This window comes from Rhodovulum bhavnagarense, from assembly GCF_004343505.1.
Classification (GTDB): domain Bacteria; phylum Pseudomonadota; class Alphaproteobacteria; order Rhodobacterales; family Rhodobacteraceae; genus Rhodovulum; species Rhodovulum bhavnagarense.
The window spans coordinates 338,831-355,679 of record NZ_SLXU01000001.1 but is presented as its reverse complement, the minus strand read 5'-3'; the positions used below and the strand labels follow the sequence as shown (position 1 = coordinate 355,679).

20 protein-coding genes are annotated in these 16,849 nt (G+C 63.1%); 16 read left to right on the top strand and 4 right to left on the bottom strand.

Annotated elements, in window-relative coordinates:
* Nucleotides 1-107 precede the first annotated feature (107 nt).
* On the top strand, nt 108-1,823 hold the full coding sequence (locus EV663_RS01820) for a bifunctional sulfate adenylyltransferase/adenylylsulfate kinase (protein WP_132950047.1): 1,716 nt from the start codon (nt 108-110) through the stop codon (nt 1,821-1,823).
* 185 nt (nt 1,824-2,008) lie between these two features.
* Here the strand turns inward: EV663_RS01820 and EV663_RS01815 are convergent, their stop codons facing one another.
* Nucleotides 2,009-2,236 (bottom strand): DUF1150 family protein, encoded by a 228-nt coding sequence (locus tag EV663_RS01815; RefSeq protein WP_132950046.1) that lies wholly within the window; start codon nt 2,234-2,236, stop codon nt 2,009-2,011.
* A gap of 16 nt (nt 2,237-2,252) precedes the next feature.
* Nucleotides 2,253-2,666, bottom strand: a complete 414-nt coding sequence (locus EV663_RS01810; protein WP_132950045.1) for an Hsp20 family protein — start codon at nt 2,664-2,666, stop codon at nt 2,253-2,255.
* 167 nt (nt 2,667-2,833) lie between these two features.
* Here EV663_RS01810 and EV663_RS01805 point away from each other — a divergent pair, with 167 nt between their 5' ends.
* Genes EV663_RS01805 through EV663_RS01790 form a run of 4 tightly spaced genes read left to right on the top strand, consistent with a single transcriptional unit; the run spans nt 2,834 to nt 5,113 of the window.
* Nucleotides 2,834-3,052 carry a YdcH family protein gene (locus EV663_RS01805; protein WP_132950044.1) on the top strand — a complete coding sequence of 73 codons (219 nt, stop codon included), beginning with the start codon at nt 2,834-2,836 and terminating at the stop codon, nt 3,050-3,052.
* Between the two features lie 49 nt (nt 3,053-3,101).
* Nucleotides 3,102-3,590 carry a 5-(carboxyamino)imidazole ribonucleotide mutase gene (gene purE / locus EV663_RS01800; protein ID WP_132950043.1) on the top strand — a complete coding sequence of 163 codons (489 nt, stop codon included), beginning with the start codon at nt 3,102-3,104 and terminating at the stop codon, nt 3,588-3,590.
* The gene (locus EV663_RS01795) at nt 3,583-4,659 is read left to right on the top strand and encodes a 5-(carboxyamino)imidazole ribonucleotide synthase (RefSeq protein WP_132950042.1); all 1,077 of its coding nucleotides are present in this window, start codon (nt 3,583-3,585) and stop codon (nt 4,657-4,659) included. The genes purE and EV663_RS01795 overlap by 8 nt, the downstream gene beginning before the upstream one ends.
* Complete coding sequence (locus EV663_RS01790; protein ID WP_132950041.1) at nt 4,628-5,113, top strand: NUDIX domain-containing protein; 486 nt, start codon at nt 4,628-4,630, stop codon at nt 5,111-5,113. Before EV663_RS01795 ends, EV663_RS01790 begins: the two co-directional genes overlap by 32 nt.
* A gap of 279 nt (nt 5,114-5,392) precedes the next feature.
* Here EV663_RS01790 and groL read toward each other — a convergent pair whose 3' ends face one another.
* Nucleotides 5,393-7,033, bottom strand: a complete 1,641-nt coding sequence (gene groL, locus EV663_RS01785) for a chaperonin GroEL (RefSeq protein WP_132950040.1) — start codon at nt 7,031-7,033, stop codon at nt 5,393-5,395.
* A 42-nt stretch (nt 7,034-7,075) separates the two neighbouring features.
* A complete protein-coding gene (locus tag EV663_RS01780) occupies nt 7,076-7,363 on the bottom strand; it encodes a co-chaperone GroES (RefSeq protein ID WP_132950039.1) in 288 nt (95 codons plus the stop codon).
* A gap of 235 nt (nt 7,364-7,598) precedes the next feature.
* Here EV663_RS01780 and EV663_RS01775 point away from each other — a divergent pair, with 235 nt between their 5' ends.
* The 11 genes from EV663_RS01775 (at nt 7,599) to EV663_RS01725 (ending at nt 16,849) form a co-directional block, all read left to right on the top strand.
* Nucleotides 7,599-8,519 (top strand): manganese-dependent inorganic pyrophosphatase, encoded by a 921-nt coding sequence (locus EV663_RS01775; RefSeq protein WP_132950038.1) that lies wholly within the window; start codon nt 7,599-7,601, stop codon nt 8,517-8,519.
* Between the two features lie 70 nt (nt 8,520-8,589).
* A complete protein-coding gene (locus EV663_RS01770; protein WP_132950037.1) occupies nt 8,590-9,459 on the top strand; it encodes a TIGR01459 family HAD-type hydrolase in 870 nt (289 codons plus the stop codon).
* Nucleotides 9,460-9,609: 150 nt separating this feature from the next.
* On the top strand, nt 9,610-10,053 hold the full coding sequence (locus EV663_RS01765) for a MaoC family dehydratase (protein ID WP_132950404.1): 444 nt from the start codon (nt 9,610-9,612) through the stop codon (nt 10,051-10,053).
* Nucleotides 10,054-10,085: 32 nt separating this feature from the next.
* Nucleotides 10,086-11,045, top strand: a complete 960-nt coding sequence (locus tag EV663_RS01760; RefSeq protein ID WP_132950036.1) for a bifunctional riboflavin kinase/FAD synthetase — start codon at nt 10,086-10,088, stop codon at nt 11,043-11,045.
* A 19-nt stretch (nt 11,046-11,064) separates the two neighbouring features.
* Nucleotides 11,065-11,535 (top strand): YcgN family cysteine cluster protein, encoded by a 471-nt coding sequence (locus EV663_RS01755; protein WP_132950035.1) that lies wholly within the window; start codon nt 11,065-11,067, stop codon nt 11,533-11,535.
* Between the two features lie 4 nt (nt 11,536-11,539).
* A complete protein-coding gene (locus EV663_RS01750; RefSeq protein WP_132950034.1) occupies nt 11,540-12,610 on the top strand; it encodes a threonine aldolase family protein in 1,071 nt (356 codons plus the stop codon).
* Between the two features lie 163 nt (nt 12,611-12,773).
* Nucleotides 12,774-13,553: an ABC transporter ATP-binding protein gene (locus EV663_RS01745; RefSeq protein WP_132950033.1), complete on the top strand. Its 780-nt coding sequence runs from the start codon at nt 12,774-12,776 to the stop codon at nt 13,551-13,553.
* A 57-nt stretch (nt 13,554-13,610) separates the two neighbouring features.
* Nucleotides 13,611-14,336, top strand: a complete 726-nt coding sequence (locus EV663_RS01740) for a transporter substrate-binding domain-containing protein (protein WP_132950032.1) — start codon at nt 13,611-13,613, stop codon at nt 14,334-14,336.
* A gap of 52 nt (nt 14,337-14,388) precedes the next feature.
* Nucleotides 14,389-15,270, top strand: coding sequence for an ABC transporter permease (locus EV663_RS01735; protein WP_132950031.1), 882 nt, complete (start codon nt 14,389-14,391; stop codon nt 15,268-15,270).
* The gene (locus EV663_RS01730) at nt 15,267-16,106 is read left to right on the top strand and encodes an ABC transporter permease (protein ID WP_132950030.1); all 840 of its coding nucleotides are present in this window, start codon (nt 15,267-15,269) and stop codon (nt 16,104-16,106) included. The genes EV663_RS01735 and EV663_RS01730 overlap by 4 nt, the downstream gene beginning before the upstream one ends.
* 65 nt (nt 16,107-16,171) lie before the next feature.
* Nucleotides 16,172-16,849, top strand: coding sequence for a type 1 glutamine amidotransferase (locus EV663_RS01725; RefSeq protein WP_132950029.1), 678 nt, complete (start codon nt 16,172-16,174; stop codon nt 16,847-16,849).

Below are 16,849 nucleotides of genomic sequence, written 5' to 3'. Positions count from 1 at the left end.
AAAAAAAGACCTCGGCGCCGTCTTGAAACCGGCGGTTGTTCGGCGCTAGGCCGCGCGCGAGCACGCAGGTCCATTATACAGCATCCCCGCAGGAAAGAGTAACGCCCATGTCCACGCCCATGTCCAACCTCGCTCCGATCCCCGAACTCTACGTATCGGCCGAGAGCGCACAGAAACTGAAAGTCGAGGCTGGCGAGCTTCCGAGCTGGGATCTGACCCCGCGCCAGATCTGCGACCTTGAACTGTTGATGAATGGCGGATTCTATCCGCTCAAGGGCTTCCTCGGACAAGAGGATTACGACGGTGTGGTCGACAACATGCGGCTGGCCGACGGGACGCTCTGGCCGATGCCGATCACCCTGGACGTGTCCGAGGAATTCGCCGAGTCGCTGGAACTGGGCCAGGACATCGCGCTGCGCGACCAGGAAGGCGTGATCCTCGCCATCCTCAGCGTCACCGACCGCTGGGCGCCCGACAAGTCGCGGGAGGCCGAAAAGGTGTTCGGCGCCGACGACCTGGCGCACCCGGCCGTGAACTACCTGCACCACACCGCCGGAAAGGTGTATCTCGGCGGTCCGATCACCGGCATTCAACAGCCGGTGCATTACGATTTCCGCGCCCGCCGCGATACGCCCAACGAGTTGCGCGCCTATTTCCGAAAGCTGGGCTGGCGCCGGATCGTGGCCTTCCAGACCCGCAACCCGCTGCACCGCGCGCATCAGGAACTGACATTCCGCGCCGCGCGCGAGGCGCAGGCGAACCTGCTGATCCACCCGGTCGTCGGCATGACCAAACCGGGCGATGTAGATCACTTCACCCGCGTGCGCTGCTACGAGGCGGTGCTTGACAAGTACCCGCAATCGACCACCACGATGAGTCTCTTGAACTTGGCCATGCGCATGGCCGGCCCGCGCGAGGCGGTCTGGCACGGGCTGATCCGGCGCAACCATGGCTGCACCCATTTCATCGTTGGCCGCGACCATGCCGGGCCCGGCAAGAACTCGGCGGGCGAGGATTTCTATGGCCCCTATGACGCGCAGGACCTGTTCCGCCAGTACGAGGCGGAAATCGGCCTCGAAATGGTCGACTTCAAGCACATGGTCTACGTACAGGAACGCGCCCAGTACGAACCCGCCGACGAGATCGAAGAGGGCGTGACAGTGCTCAACATTTCGGGCACGGAACTGCGCCGCCGCCTCTCCGAAGGTCTGGAAATCCCCGAGTGGTTCTCTTTCCCCGAGGTTGTCAAGGAACTGCGCCGCACTCGCCCGCCGCGCGCCCGGCAGGGTTTTACGGTGTTCTTCACCGGGCTGTCGGGGTCGGGCAAGTCCACCATCGCCAACGCGCTCATGGTCAAGCTGATGGAGATGGGCGGCCGTCCCGTGACCCTTCTGGACGGCGACGTGGTGCGCAAACACCTCTCCTCGGAACTGGGCTTTTCCAAGGAACACCGCGACATCAACATCCGCCGCATCGGTTACGTTGCCAGCGAGATCACCAAGAACGGTGGCATCGCAATCTGCGCCCCGATCGCGCCCTACACCGCGACGCGGCGCGCGGTGCGCGAGATGATCGAGGCCTATGGCGCCTTTTGCGAAGTGCACGTCGCCACGCCCATCGAGGAATGCGAGCGTCGCGATCGCAAGGGGCTTTACAAGCTCGCACGCGAGGGCAAGATCAAGGAGTTTACGGGAATTTCAGACCCTTACGAAGCTCCCGAAACCCCCGAACTGCGGGTGGACACGACCGGCATCGATGTCGATAACTGCGCCCACCAAGTGATCCTGAAGCTCGAACAGATGGGGCTGATCGCGGGCAATTGATCCCTTTTCAAGATCCGGCCGGGTTCCGGGTTCCGGGTTATCCGCGCTCGGACCTTCTTCTTGGCTCAAATACCCCCGCCGGAGGCACGCGCGGCCCACGGCCGCGCGTCACGCCAGGCTTCCGGCAAGCGGGGCGGGGCACATGACCGCGCCGGCCAGCTGCGGGCGCGCCCCGCCCGCCCGGCTCAGTGCACGTTGACCGGCGCCAGATCGTTCTGGCGGGCGATAATGAACGCAACCCTGCGGTCACGCACCAGCGCCAGGCGTTCCCCGCTGGCATCGTGCAGCGCGTAAAGCTCGTCAAGCCCGGCCACTTCGCCGCGCAGATCCTCGGGCAGATCCGCCACCTTGACCGGACGCACATAGACGATCCGTTGCGCCGATTCGGGCAGGATGTCGTATTTCGTCTTCATTCCCCCTGCCCTCCTCTCAAGCGGTCTGGATGCGAATTGTCTGCACGACATTCTCGGGCTCAGAGCGCATCAGGTCGACATGCAACAGGCCGTTTTCCATTGTCGCGCCAGAAACCTCGACCCCATCGGCCAGCACGAAACTGCGCTGGAACTGGCGTGCGGCGATACCACGATGCAGGAATACGCGCTCGCCCTCATCCTCGGCCTGTCGACCACGGATCACCAGCTGCCTGTCCTCGACGGTGATCGCCAGGTCGGCCTCGCGAAAGCCCGCCACGGCCAAGGTGATGCGATAGCCACGCTGAGAGGTCTGCTCGATATTGAAGGGAGGATACCCCTCGTTACCGGACTTGGCGGTCCGTTCCACGAGGCGTTCGAGTTGCTCGAATCCCAGAAGAAACGGATGCGAGCCAAGTGTCAGTTTCGTCATTTCTGCAAGTCCTTGAACAAGCGACCTGAATTTATCCGGACCCCGCATGTGCGGCGATCCCGGTACGAATATGGGCACAGGCGCGCGGCCCCGCAAGACCGGCTTCCCGCCGCGAATGAAAAACGGTATGTTAACGACCTGATCTCCGAACCGAGTGTTGGGAACCGATGAATATCGCCAGCGAAATGAACGCCGAAGAGATACTGCGCGCCCGTCTCGAGGTTCTCCGCCACGAGCATCGCGATCTCGACGACGCGATCCGCGCCCTTCAGGAAAAGGGCACGGGCGACCAGTTCACGCTGATGCGGCTCAAGCGCCAGAAACTCGCCCTCAAGGACAAGATCGCCCAGATCGAGGATGAACTTACCCCCGATATCATTGCGTAGAGCCAGCACGCGGCTATAGTGCGCGCTCGCAACACGAAGGGGGCGCGGCATGGCAGACGTGAAAGTGGGCATCATCATGGGCAGCCAATCGGACTGGCCGACCATGAAAGAGGCCGCGGTGATCCTCGACGCGCTCGATCTGCCTTACGAAACCCGCATCGTGTCTGCCCACCGCACACCCGACCGGCTGTGGGATTACGGCAAGACCGCGGTCTCACGCGGCTTGCAGGTGATCATCGCAGGCGCGGGGGGCGCGGCGCATTTGCCGGGCATGATGGCCTCGAAGACACGGGTTCCGGTGATCGGCGTACCTGTGCAAACGCGTGCCCTGTCGGGCGTCGACAGTCTTTATTCGATCGTGCAGATGCCGCGCGGCTACCCGGTGGCGACCATGGCGATCGGGGCGGCGGGGGCGGCAAATGCCGGGTTGATGGCCGCGGGCATCCTCGCGTTGAACGACACAGCACTTGCCGATCGACTTGATCATTGGCGCGCGGCGCTTTCGGATTCGATCCCGCAGGAGCCGCAGGATGACTGAGATGCTCGTTCCCGGCGCGGCCATAGGCATCCTGGGCGGCGGACAACTGGGCCGGATGTTGTCGGTTGCAGCTGCCCGGCTGGGGTTCAGGTGCCATGTTTTCGATCCCGGCGGCGAACCGCCTGCGGCAGATGTCGCGCATAGCGTCACGACTGCCCGCTACGACGATGCCGCCGCGCTGGCCGCCTTCGCGGCATCGGTCGATGTGGTCACCTACGAATTCGAGAACATCCCCACCGCGGCGCTGGACGCGATCGAGGCGAGCCGCCCGATCCGTCCCGGCCGCCGGGCGCTTGCCGTCAGCCAGGACCGGCTGATCGAAAAGGCGTTCCTGTCCGAACTGGGACTGATAACCGCGCCCTTTGCCGCCGTGGACGACGCGGTCGATCTGGCCGAAGCACTTGGGGAAATCGGCACGCCCGCCATCTTGAAAACCCGCCGTCTCGGCTATGACGGCAAGGGGCAGGCGCGGATCCTCTCTCCAGAGGACGCGCCGGCGGCCTTGGCCGCAATGGCCGGCGCGCCCGCGATCCTGGAGGGTTTCGTCGAATTCACCGCCGAGATCTCGGTCATCGCCGCGCGCGGCCTCTCGGGCGAGGTTACCTGTTACGACCCCGGCACGAATGTCCACCGCGATGGCATTTTGCGTACCACCACCGTGCCTGCACAGCTGACAACCGCCCAACGCACCGATGCCGTGATCCTGGCCGGACGCATTCTGAACGCCCTGGATTACGTCGGCGTGATGGGGGTGGAACTCTTCGTGACAGACGGCGGGCTGGTCGTGAACGAGATCGCGCCGCGTGTGCATAATTCCGGCCACTGGACACAGGATGGCTGCATCATCGACCAGTTCGAACAGCATGTTCGCGCCATCGCGGGCTGGCCGCTTGGCGATGGGGTGCGTCATTCGGATATCGTGATGGAAAACCTGATCGGCGAGGACATGGACAGGGTGCCGGAACTGGCCCGCGATCCGGCCGTAGCGCTGCATCTTTACGGCAAGTCACAGGTCAAACCGGGCCGAAAGATGGGCCATGCCAATCGCTGGCTGCGGGCCGCGGGCTGATCTTGTGAGCGTGGGCTGCCCGCGTCTGGCGGTGCGTGCGCTGATCTTGCACGAGAACCGGCTGTTGCTGGTCAATGCGATGCCGACCACGATCAGCGACCTGTGGTGCGCGCCAGGCGGCGGGGTAGAGCCGGGCCAATCCCTGCCCGACAACCTGGCACGCGAGGTTCACGAGGAAACCGGCCTGAGAATCGAGATCGGCGCCCCCTGTATGGTGAACGAGTTCCACGAACCTGGCCGCCCGTTCCACCAGGTCGATATTTATTTCCACTGTCGCCTGACAGGCGGACGACTTGACAAGGGCTGGACCGACCCGGCCGGCGTCGTGACACAGCGCCGGTTTTTCACCCGGCAGGACATGGACACGATCAGGTTCAAACCCGACAGCCTGCCGCGTGCCGCCTGGGATGGGGGCGCGGGGATCTACGATCCCCTTGAGCCGCTGATCCGCTAGGATCACCCTGCCCCTTGCCAAAAGGCATCCGCACAGAGCTGTCGCAAGGCCGACGGACCGCTCGAAAGATCCAGGTCCAAGGGGATTGTATGTTCCTGCCCCCAGAGAGATCAGCCGCGCCTCGTCGGGGCCGCCAAAGACGGCAGCGCGACGGTCGGACATCGCGCCGTGATCGAAGGTGGTCGAAGGTGGTCGAAGGCCCGATCCCCCTGACAGGGCCCCAACATAAAGAAAGGGGCCCGACAGGGCCCCTTTCGTCATCATGTTGCGCAAGGCAGATTACATCATGCCGCCCATGCCGCCCATGTCGGGCATACCGCCGCCGGCACTTTCTTTCGGCTGCGGCTTGTCGGCAATCATCGCCTCGGTGGTGATCAGCAGGCCAGCGACAGAGGCTGCGTCTTCCAGCGCGGTGCGCGTCACCTTGGCAGGGTCGATCACGCCGAACTTGAACATGTCGCCATATTCTTCGGTCTGCGCGTTGAAACCGAAATGCTTGTCGTCGCTTTCGCGGACCTTGCCGGCCACAACCGCGCCGTCGACGCCGGCATTCTCGGCGATCTGGCGCAGCGGGGCCTCCAGGGCGCGGCGCAGCATGGCAATACCGGCGTTCTGGTCCTCGTTGTCGCCCGTCAGACCTTCGAGGGTCTTGGCGGCCTGCACCAGGGCGACACCGCCGCCCACGACGATGCCTTCCTGAACGGCCGCGCGGGTCGCGTTCAGCGCGTCATCGACACGGTCCTTGCGCTCTTTCACTTCGACCTCGGTCATGCCACCGACGCGGATGACGGCAACGCCACCGGCCAGTTTCGCGACACGTTCCTGAAGCTTTTCACGGTCGTAATCGGAGGAGGTTTCCTCGATCTGCTGACGGATCTGGGCAACGCGCGCCTCGATCTCGACCTTGTCGCCCGCGCCATCGACGATGGTGGTCTCATCCTTGGAGATCGACACTTTCTTGGCCGAACCCAGCATGTCCATCGTGACGTTCTCCAGCTTCATCCCGAGATCCTCGGAAATCACCTGGCCACCCGTCAGGATCGCGATGTCTTGCAGCATGGCCTTGCGACGATCGCCAAAGCCCGGCGCCTTGACCGCGGCGATCTTCAGGCCACCGCGCAGCTTGTTGACCACCAGGGTCGCCAGCGCCTCGCCCTCGACATCCTCGGCGATGATGAGGAGCGGTTTCTGCGACTGGATGACCGATTCCAGCAGCGGAACCATCGGTTGCAGCGACGAGAGTTTCTTCTCGTGCAGCAGGATCATGCAGTCTTCCAGATCGGCGACCATCTTCTCGGGATTGGTCACGAAATAGGGCGACAGGTAACCGCGGTCGAACTGCATGCCTTCGACGACCTCGACCTCGGTCTCCATGCCCTTGTTCTCTTCGACGGTGATCACGCCGTCATTGCCGACTTTCTGCATCGCGTCGGCGATGAACCGGCCGATATTGGCCTCGCCGTTCGCCGAGATGGTGCCGACCTGGGCGACCTCGTCAGAGTCCTTGACTTCGCGGGCCATGGACTTGATCTCGCCAACCACCTTGTCGGTTGCCAGGACGATACCGCGCTTGAGATCCATCGGGTTCATGCCGGCGGCAACAGCCTTCATGCCTTCCTTGACGATGGCCTGAGCCAGAACAGTGGCGGTGGTGGTGCCGTCGCCGGCCTCGTCATTGGTGCGCGAGGCGACTTCTTTCACCATCTGCGCGCCCATGTTCTCGAACTTGTCTTCCAGTTCGATTTCCTTGGCAACGGTTACGCCGTCCTTGGTGATGCGGGGGGCACCGAAGGATTTGTCGATGACAACGTTGCGGCCCTTGGGGCCCAGCGTCACCTTCACGGCATCGGCGAGGATGTTGACACCCTTCAGCATACGGTTGCGGGCATCGGTGTCGAACTTGACGTCCTTAGCAGCCATTTTCGCTTGCTCCTAGATATGTTTAATTTCGGGAGGCAGGGGTCAGGAAATGATCCCGAGGATGTCGCTTTCCTTCATGATCAACAGCTCTTCGCCGTCGATCGTGACCTCGGTGCCCGACCATTTGCCAAAGAGGATGCGGTCGCCTTCCTTGACGCCCATCTCGATCAGTTCGCCCGAGTCCTTGCGCGCGCCCTCGCCGCAAGCGATCACTTCGCCCTCGGCCGGTTTTTCTTTCGCGCTGTCGGGGATGATCAGACCGCCCTTGGTCTTTTCATCGCTTTCGACGCGGCGGACCAGAACCCGGTCATGGAGAGGTTTGAATGCCATCTTCGAACGCTCCTTCGTTCAAGGTGTTGAGTGTGTTGTCACTCGCACTCGGTGAGTGCTAACGAGGCCGAGATAGGCAAGCCCCGAAAACCTGTCAAGCGCTGCCCGGCGAAAAAAATGCGCGGCGCAGACGACTTCCAGGCATCGTCCAGACGTTGCAAACCCGCCCCGTGACAACCGCCCGCCCCGGACCTATAAGGCGACCGACAAATCCACCTGGCAAACGGACGCTCACATGACCATCAAGGTTTTCGGCCACAAATCCCCCGACACCGATTCAACCGGTTCGCCCCTGATCTGGGCATGGTACCTTTCCCAGGTGAAAGGCATCGCCGCAGAGGCCAAACTGCTGGGCGAGCCCAATACCGAGGCGAAATTCGTGCTGGAACGCTGGGGCTTCGACCAGCCCGAGATCATCGCCGACGTGGCCGAGGGGGACGACGTGGTCGTCGTCGATACGAACAACGTTGCCGAACTGCCCGAGCATATCAACGACGCCAACGTGGTTGCCGTGATCGACCACCACCTGCTGCAAGGCGGCCTGAAAACCAAGTCACCGATCGAGATCACCGTGCGCCCCGTGGCCTGCACCGCCACCATCATGCACGACCTGATGGGCGACGATGCGGCCAAGATGCCCGAAAACATCAAAGGCGCGATGCTGTCCTGCATCCTGTCCGACACACTGGAATTCCGCTCGCCCACCACGACCGAGACCGACAAGGCCCTGGCCGAGAAGCTGGCCGCCGATCTGGGTGTCGCGATCCCCGATTACGCGGCCGAGATGTTCGCGGCCAAATCCGATGTCTCGGCCTTTTCGGACGCGGAACTGCTGCGCATGGATTCGAAGGAATACGAGGTCGGGGGCAAGAAATTCCGCGTCAGCGTACTGGAGACCACCGCGCCGGCCGTCGTGCTGGACCGCAAGGCCAGCCTGATGGACAGCATGACCACCGTCGCAGCCGAAGACGGGGTCGACCAGGTTTTGCTGTTCGTGGTCGACATCCTGAACGAAGAGGCCACCCTGCTGGTTCCGAACGACCTGGTCAGGACCGTCGCCGAGAAAAGCTTTGGCGCGACGGTCACGGGCGACACGGTGGTTCTGCCCGGTATCATGAGCCGGAAAAAACAGATCATCCCGAACCTCACGCTCTGATCCAGCATGGATGACGCTAGGGGGCGCCCGCGCGGTGCCCCCGTTGATGTCGCACCCACGGATTTGCCCCATGACCCAGATCATCGAAAGCCTCGACGAGATTTCCGCGCGCTACAAGGCGCTATTCGTGGATCTGTGGGGTTGCGTGCATGACGGTCACGCCCCCTTTGCCGAGGCGGTGGCCGCGCTACAACGCTATCGCGCCTCGGGCGGCATCGTTGTTCTGGTGACCAATGCGCCGCGTCACCGCAAGGCGGTCGAGGGACAACTTGCCCACATAGGTGTGGCCCGTGACGCCTGGGATACGATTGCGACCTCTGGCGACAGTGCCCGCGCAGCGATGTTTTCCGGCGCGGTCGGCGAACAGGTCTATTTCATGGGAACGGATGAAGATGTGTCATTTTTTGATCCGATCCGCATCGTCGAGACCCCCGTCGATATCCGGCGGGTTCCGCTGGAACAGGCTGAGGGCATCGTCTGTACCGGCCCTTTCGACGCCCATGCCGACCCGGCCAAGCTGCGACCGCAATTGCTGTATGCCAAGCAAAAGGGGCTGAAACTCTTGTGCGCCAATCCCGATATCGTGGTGGATCGCGGCGAGACGCGCGAATGGTGCGCAGGCGCGGTGGCGCAGCTTTATACCGAGATGGGCGGCGAAAGCCTCTATTTCGGCAAACCCCACCCGCCGATCTACGATCTTGCCCGCCGCCGGCTGGCGCAGATCGCCGAAGTCCCTGACCAGTCGATTCTGTGCGTCGGCGACGGCATAAAGACCGATATCGCTGGGGCAATGGGCGAAGACCTGGATGCGCTGTTCATAACTGGCGGCCTGGCCGCGGCCGAGACGAGAACCGACCGCCAACCCGATCCTCAGGCCCTGGCGGCGTTCCTGAGGTCCGAGATGACAAGCCCGGCCTTTACCATCGGTTACCTGCGTTAGATTCGCGGGATCGCCGCGCGAGACCGCCGCGCAACAAAGTTGCGACGCTCGACCGCCCGGCGAAGATATGTTGCGTTCTGCGATTGCGTCCAGCCGCCGGTTTCGCTATGCTGCGCTGCAACATCGCTTTTGGGGATCGGGGTCTTGGGAATGCTCGACAACATGCCACGCGGGACCATTTGCATCGAAGATATCGAGATCGGCATGTGCCGGCACCTGCGCAAGGAGGTGACGGATCGTGATATCGAGTTGTTCGCCGAGGTATCCACGGACCGCAACCCCGTTCATCTCGACGACGACTATGCGATGGACACGATTTTCGAGGGCCGCATCGCCCATGGCATGCTAACCGCGGGCCTGATTTCCGCCGTGATCGGCGAACAGCTTCCGGGTCATGGCACGATCTACATGGGCCAGACGCTGAAGTTCCTGGCCCCCGTGCGTCCCGGCGACATCGTCACCGCCGAGGTCGAGGTCACGAATATCGACTATTCCAAACGACGGGTAACCCTTGATTGCCGTTGCCTCGTAAAGGATAAGCCGGTTCTCAAGGGTGAGGCCGTAGTGCTTGCGCCCACCAAGAAATTCGATTGACGGCACCGGGTCCCCGGTGCAATCGGGGACCGATGCAGACGTTCACCACATGGACAGGCCCGGCCGAGGGCGCGCGCGGCGCGGTCGCGGCGATCGGTAATTTCGACGGCGTCCACCTGGGCCACCGCGCCGTGATCGATGTCGCCCGCGCAGAGGCGCGTCGGCGCAGCGCGCATCTCGGGGTGCTGACCTTCGAGCCGCACCCGCGCGAATTCTTTACCCCCGAGGCCGCCCCCTTTCGCCTGATGAACGCCGAGGCCCGCGCCAACCGGCTGGCCAAGCTTGGGGTGGACCATCTCTACCAGCTGCCCTTTGACGCCACGCTGGCCGCACTGACGCCCGAGGCTTTCGCGCACCAGATCATCGCCCGGGGCCTGGGTCTGTCCCATGTGGTCGTGGGGGCCGATTTCTGCTTTGGCAAGGCGCGCGAGGGCAATGTAGATGCCTTGAAACGCCTGGGCGATGCAATGGGATTCGGCGTCAGCGTGGTCGAGATCATGTCAAACGAGATCGGTGAGGTCTCGTCGACCGCGATCCGCGAGGCGCTGACCGATGGCCGCCCGCACGACGCGGCCAGGATGCTGGGCCACTGGCACCGGATCGAGGGCGCGGTGCTGCATGGCGATGCGCGTGGCCGTGCCTTGGGCTATCCGACGGCGAACATGTCGATTCACGGGCTGCACCGGCCCCGCTTTGGCGTCTATGCGGTCCGGGTCGACGTGCTTTCGGGGCGGCATGAGGGCACCTATGACGGCGCGGCCTCGATCGGTGTGCGGCCGATGTTCGGCGAGAACGTGCCCAATTGCGAAACCTTCCTGCTCGATTTCGCAGGCGATCTTTACGGCACGCACCTTTCGGTCGCGCTGGTGGAATTCCTGCGCGACGAAATGCGATTCGACAGCCTGAACGCGCTGGTCGACCAGATGGCGCGCGACTGCGGCCGCGCCCGTGATATCCTTGCCGGCGTACCCGCCCTTCCCTTTCGGCCCTGACCGACCTGGATTGATGGCCATGTCCCACCCTGTCGACCGCACCGATCTGCGCCCCCGGTTCTGGATGCGCTTTCCGCTCGACCGTCTCAGCGACCGCGAATGGGAAGCGTTGTGTGACGGCTGCGGCAAATGTTGCCTCAACAAGCTGGAAGACGAGGATACCGCCGAGGTCGTGTTCACGCGCATTGCCTGCCGCCTTCTGGACGGTGAAACCTGCCGCTGCGGCAATTACCATTGCCGCAAGGCCATCGTGCCCGAATGCGTGGTTCTGACCCCCGGCACGATCGCCGATGTCGCCTACTGGATGCCGGCCACCTGTGCCTATCGCCTGCTTTGGGAGGGCAAGCCGCTGCCAGACTGGCACCCGCTGATCACGGGCGACGCCGAAAGCGTTCACGCGGCCGGCATGTCGGTCAGGGGCTGGACCTTGCCCGAATTCGAAGTGCCCATAGAGGATTGGGAAGATTACATAATCCAAGAGGAGCTTTAGGCCAATGCAGTTCGCCTCGGACAACACCTCGCCCGTGCCGCCCCAAGTCCTGGAAGCTCTGATCGAGGCCAATCACGGCTATGCCATGCCCTATGGCGCCGAAGCCGCGATGACGGATCTGCGCGACGATATCCGCAATATGTTCGAGGCCCCCGAGGCGCAGGTCTATCTCGTGGCTACGGGCACGGCGGCCAACGCACTGGCACTGGCCTGTCTCTGTCCCCCCTGGGCGACCGTCTACTGCCACCCCAATGCCCATGTAGAGGAGGATGAATGCGGCGCACCCGAATTCTATACTGGCGGCGCCAAATTGACCCTGGTCGAGGGGCCCCATGCAAAGATGGACCCCGCCGCGCTGGAGCGTGCCATCGGCTTTACTGCGCGGGCGGGAGTTCACAACGTGCAGGCCGGTGCGATCTCGATCACCAACGCCACCGAGGCAGGCACCGTTTATACCCCCGACGAGGTCGCCGCCCTGGCCGGGATCGCGCGCGCCCATGACCTGCCCGTTCACATGGACGGAGCACGTTTTGCCAACGCGCTGGTTGCAGCCGGGTGCAGCCCGGCCGAGATGACATGGAAGGCCGGCGTCGACGTGCTTTGCCTTGGTGGCACCAAGAACGGGCTGATGGGGGTCGAGGCGGTCGTGCTGTTCGACCCCGCCCGGGCCTGGGAGTTCGAATTGCGCCGCAAACGTGGCGGGCATCTTTTTTCCAAACACCGCTACCTGTCGGCCCAGATGGGCGCCTATCTCAGGGATGGGCTCTGGCTGAAACTGGCAGAGCGGGCGAATGCAGCCGCATCCCGGCTGTCGCGCGGGATCACTGCCCTGCCCGGCAGCACGCTTTTGCATCCCACGCAGGCCAACGCCGTTTTTGCCGCATGGCCGCGCGCAGGTCACAGGCAGGCGCAGGCTGCGGGTGCGCAATATTACCTCTGGCCCATGGACCAGACCCTGGACGGCCTCGGGCACGAAACCGTATCGGCGCGGCTGGTCTGTTCCTGGTGCACCACCGAAGAGGATGTCGACCATTTCCTCGCCACGATCGGTCCAGCCTCGGGACACGACCGTTGATCCGCCGACAGACCACTGGTTCAGAGCCCGACCAAAGCCTCGCCACCGGCAGGCACAGCGCCCAAATCCCGGGCATTCGCCCGCGCCAGAGCCAGTTCACCGTTGCATTCCCTCCCGCTTTGCGTCCTACTGCGGGACCGCAAGACAAAGAAAACGGCCCCGCGTGACGACACGACCCGCCCCCGTCCTGGAAATACGCGATCTCCACAAGAGCTATGGCGCGCTTGAGGTGCTGCGCGGTGTCAGCATCACCGCGCACAAAGGCAACGTGGTCTCGTTGATCGGTTCGTCCGGTTCAGGCAAGTCCACACTCTTGCGCTGTGCCAACCTGTTGGAGGACAGCCAGCAAGGCGATATCCTGTTCGAAGGCGAGCCGGTGAAATGGAAAGGCACGGGCGCCGCCCGCCGACCCGCCGACCGCAATCAGGTGCTACGCATCCGCACCAACCTGTCGATGGTGTTTCAACAGTTCAACCTGTGGGCCCACATGTCCATCCTGCAAAACGTGATGGAGGCCCCGGTGACCGTGCTGGGCGAAGATCGCGCCGAGGTCGAGACCCGCGCCCGCGACCTGCTTGAAAAGGTGGGTATCGGCGACAAGTGCGATGCCTTTCCAGCACAGCTTTCGGGAGGCCAGCAGCAACGCGCGGCCATCGCGCGCGCGCTAGCGATGCAGCCGCGCGCATTGCTGTTCGACGAACCCACCTCGGCGCTGGACCCCGAACTGCAACAAGAGGTCGTGCGCGTGATCAAGGACCTGGCTGCCGAACACCGGACAATGATCCTGGTCACACACGACATGCGGCTGGCCGCGGATGTATCCGATCACGTGGTCTTTCTGCATCAGGGGCTGATAGAGGAACAGGGTCCGCCCGAAGCCATCTTCGGCACGCCTCGTTCGGAACGACTGAGACAATTCCTCAGCGCCACCCTCGTGGCGTGAGAGCATGCGCAATCATACCCGCCGGGGATGCCCGGCATGGCAACATGGGAGTAGACGATGAAGAAACTGATCCTTGGCACCGCCGCGCTTGCACTTTCGGCCGGAATGGGCCTGGCCCAGGACGTGGTCCGAATGGGCACCGAAGGGGCCTATCCTCCGTTCAATTTCATCAATGACAACGGCCAGGTCGACGGCTTCGAGCGCGAGCTCGGCGACAAGCTGTGCGAAATTGCCCAGCTCGACTGCCAGTGGGTCACCAACGAGTGGGACTCGATCATCCCCAACCTCGTTTCGGGCAATTACGACACGATCATCGCCGGCATGAGCATCACCGCCGAACGTGACGAGGTCATCGACTTTACCCAGGCTTATTTCCCGCCGGACCCGTCGATCTATGTCGGCATGTCCGCCGATATCGACGTCAACAGTGTCGTGGTGGCCGCCCAGACCGGCACGATCCAGGCCAGCCACGTGGCCTCGACGGGTGCGACGCTTGTTGAATTTCCGACCCCTGACGAAACCATCGCCGCGATACGCAACGGCGAGGCTGACGCGGCCTTGGCCGACAAGGGTTTCCTGGAGCCCATCGTGACCGAATCCGGTGGCGAACTGGTCATCATCGGCGATGACGTCATGCTGGGCGATGGCATCGGTATCGGCGTGCGTGAATCCGATGGCGCGTTGAAGGCCCGTTTCGATGCAGCGATCCAGACCGTCAAGGAAGACGGCACCCTGAACGGGCTGATCGCCAAGTGGTTCGACGGCATGCAGCCCAAGTTCTGAGTCTCGGACGGCGGCGCGCGACCGGTCTGGTCGCGCGCCGCCTTGCACGCAGATGTTTCCCTCTTGCTCTGATCCCTCCGCGCTGGAAGGCGCCGCCTGGCTGGCCTGTTACCTCACGACCGGCAAGCACATGGCGTTTTATGCCTCTTTCGGCACGGTGTTGGCCTTGCTGGCGATCACCGCGCCCGCCGCATTGCTGTTCGGCTTTGGCGGGGCAATGGCGGCGCGGGCACGCATGTGGCCGGTGCGGCTGGTTGGACGGACCTATAGCGCGATGGTGCGCGGGATTCCCGACATCATCTTTTTCCTGTTCGTGCCGATCGCGCTGGACCAGGCATTCGAATGGCTGCGCCACAAGGCGAAATGTCCCGACTGGAACGAACCGGTCCGGCAGGGCACCGATTTCGTGGTCTGCGCCGAGGCCAAGCTGCCGCTATCCAGCAGCCCGCAATGGGTTCATGAAACCTATGGATTCCTTCTCGCGGTTCTGGCCTTTGCCATCGTCTTTGGCGCCTTTGCCGCAAACGTTCTGTTCGGGGCCATGAGGGCGGTGCCGCGCGCGCAGATGGAAACCGCCGAGGCCTACGGGATGAGCGAAAGGCAGACCTTCCGGCGAATCCTCGTGCCACAAATGTGGATCTACGCGCTACCAGGGCTTGGCAATCTGTGGATGATCCTGATCAAGGCCACGCCGCTTTTGTTCCTGCTCGGCGTCGAGGATATCGTCTACTGGGCGCGCGAATTGGGTGGGTCGAAGACCTCGATCTATGCCTATCCGCATCCCGATTGGCGGATCTATTATTTCCTGGGGCTTCTGGTCTTTTACCTCGGCCTGACCAAGGTTTCAGAGATCGTTCTTGACCGGGTGGCGATGCGCCTGTCGCGCGGACAGGCGACCATGGCGGGCGAAGCCCTGCGAAAGGACGGCGCATGAGTTGCGCCCAGACCATCCAGGATTATGGCCTTCGTGCGCTGGGTATTGGCGAGCGTCTGTTGCCGAGGGCCAACATCACGTTGTGCGAACAGATCACGCTGATCGGCTCTGGCATGATCTGGAACATCTATTTCGGCGCGCTGGCGCTTGTCTCCGGGTTCTTCCTGGCCACGGGCTTGGCGTTGGCCAAGAATAGCGGCGCATGGGCGCTCCGCAAACCGGCCGAGTGGTTCATCTTCGTCTTTCGCGGCTCGCCGCTCTTCATTCAGTTCTTCCTTGCCTACGAAACCTTCGTCCTGTTGCCCAAGATGGGCATCGAGTTGAACCTGCTCGTCACCGAAATCACCGCCCAGACACGTTGGCTGACGCGGGCCTGGGCGGGCGCCTTGATCGTGCTGTTTCTCAATACCGCAGCCTATTCGGCCGAGATATTCCACGGCGCGCTGCGCTCGGTTCCCAAGGGCGACCTAGAGGCGGCAGAAGCCTATGGCATGACCGGCTGGGCAAAGTTCCGCCGCGTGGTCTGGCCAACCATGCTGCGGCTGGCCTGGCCCGCCTATACCAACGAGGCGATCTTTCTGTTCCACGCCACGACGCTGGTCTATTTCTCGGGCTTCCCGGCCTGGCAACAGCGGGGCGACGCGCTTTATTATGCCAGCTACTTTGCCGACAAGACCTTCAATCCCTTCATCCCCTATCCCATCGTGGCGGGGTATTTCATCGCGCTGACCTTGTGCATCATCGCGGTTTTCGGCCTGGTCAACCGCCGCCTGAACCGCCATCTCGCCCCGGCGTCACGTCCGCGCCTGCGCATTCGACCGCAGATCATCCGCTGAGCCGCTGCGAGGGCTTGCCCGTTCGCGCGGCCCTGATTACGGTGAACAGGACAAGGCAGGACCCCATGCAAATCGGACTCCTCGAAGCCGGCCATGCGGCCGAGATCATACGTGCGGAACATGGCGATTATCGCGATATGTTCACGCGAATTTTAGAACCACACGGGCTGAGCTTTCGCGCCTGGGACGTGGAGGGGATGCAATTCCCCGAAAGCGTCCATGACGCCGAGGGCTGGCTGATCAGCGGCTCGCGCCACGGGGTCTACGAAGATCATCCTTTCATTCCCCCGCTCGAGGAATTTATCCGTGCCGCCTATGATGCGGGTATTCCGCTGGTCGGCATCTGTTTCGGCCACCAGATTGTGGCCCAGGCCCTGGGGGGCCGCGTCGAGAAATTCGCGGGCGGCTGGTCGGTGGGCTCGACCGCCTACACGATCGAGGGAAGGCCCATCACGCTGAACGCCTGGCACCAGGACCAGGTGCTTATCCCGCCCGAGACGGCGCAAACAGTCGGCTGCAGCCCGTTTTGCGCCCATGCCGCGCTGATCTACAACGACCGGATTCTCACACTGCAACCCCATCCCGAATTCGATCGCGGTATTATCGCGGACATGATCGCGCACCGCGGCAGCGGTATCGTTCCCGATCCGATCCTCGTCGATGCCACCGCACGCCTCGACAGGCCGACCGATGGGCCCGACATGGCCGCACGCATCGCCCGCTTCTTCAAGGAAAGGCGTTAG

Excerpts from the sequence above, each read along its gene's own strand:
- EV663_RS01775 (WP_132950038.1), top strand. The coding sequence starts at position 7,599 with ATGACCATCAAGGTTTTCGGCCACAAATCCCCCGACACCGATTCAACC.
- purE (WP_132950043.1), top strand. The coding sequence starts at position 3,102 with ATGGCAGACGTGAAAGTGGGCATCATCATGGGCAGCCAATCGGACTGG.
- EV663_RS01725 (WP_132950029.1), top strand. The coding sequence starts at position 16,172 with ATGCAAATCGGACTCCTCGAAGCCGGCCATGCGGCCGAGATCATACGT.
- EV663_RS01815 (WP_132950046.1), bottom strand. The coding sequence starts at position 2,236 with ATGAAGACGAAATACGACATCCTGCCCGAATCGGCGCAACGGATCGTC.
- EV663_RS01765 (WP_132950404.1), top strand. The coding sequence starts at position 9,610 with ATGCTCGACAACATGCCACGCGGGACCATTTGCATCGAAGATATCGAG.
- groL (WP_132950040.1), bottom strand. The coding sequence starts at position 7,033 with ATGGCTGCTAAGGACGTCAAGTTCGACACCGATGCCCGCAACCGTATG.
- EV663_RS01820 (WP_132950047.1), top strand. The coding sequence starts at position 108 with ATGTCCACGCCCATGTCCAACCTCGCTCCGATCCCCGAACTCTACGTA.
- EV663_RS01735 (WP_132950031.1), top strand. The coding sequence starts at position 14,389 with ATGTTTCCCTCTTGCTCTGATCCCTCCGCGCTGGAAGGCGCCGCCTGG.
- EV663_RS01755 (WP_132950035.1), top strand. The coding sequence starts at position 11,065 with ATGTCCCACCCTGTCGACCGCACCGATCTGCGCCCCCGGTTCTGGATG.
- EV663_RS01730 (WP_132950030.1), top strand. The coding sequence starts at position 15,267 with ATGAGTTGCGCCCAGACCATCCAGGATTATGGCCTTCGTGCGCTGGGT.
- EV663_RS01760 (WP_132950036.1), top strand. The coding sequence starts at position 10,086 with ATGCAGACGTTCACCACATGGACAGGCCCGGCCGAGGGCGCGCGCGGC.
- EV663_RS01795 (WP_132950042.1), top strand. The coding sequence starts at position 3,583 with ATGACTGAGATGCTCGTTCCCGGCGCGGCCATAGGCATCCTGGGCGGC.
- EV663_RS01790 (WP_132950041.1), top strand. The coding sequence starts at position 4,628 with ATGCCAATCGCTGGCTGCGGGCCGCGGGCTGATCTTGTGAGCGTGGGC.
- EV663_RS01740 (WP_132950032.1), top strand. The coding sequence starts at position 13,611 with ATGAAGAAACTGATCCTTGGCACCGCCGCGCTTGCACTTTCGGCCGGA.
- EV663_RS01810 (WP_132950045.1), bottom strand. The coding sequence starts at position 2,666 with ATGACGAAACTGACACTTGGCTCGCATCCGTTTCTTCTGGGATTCGAG.
- EV663_RS01750 (WP_132950034.1), top strand. The coding sequence starts at position 11,540 with ATGCAGTTCGCCTCGGACAACACCTCGCCCGTGCCGCCCCAAGTCCTG.
- EV663_RS01805 (WP_132950044.1), top strand. The coding sequence starts at position 2,834 with ATGAATATCGCCAGCGAAATGAACGCCGAAGAGATACTGCGCGCCCGT.
- EV663_RS01780 (WP_132950039.1), bottom strand. The coding sequence starts at position 7,363 with ATGGCATTCAAACCTCTCCATGACCGGGTTCTGGTCCGCCGCGTCGAA.
- EV663_RS01770 (WP_132950037.1), top strand. The coding sequence starts at position 8,590 with ATGACCCAGATCATCGAAAGCCTCGACGAGATTTCCGCGCGCTACAAG.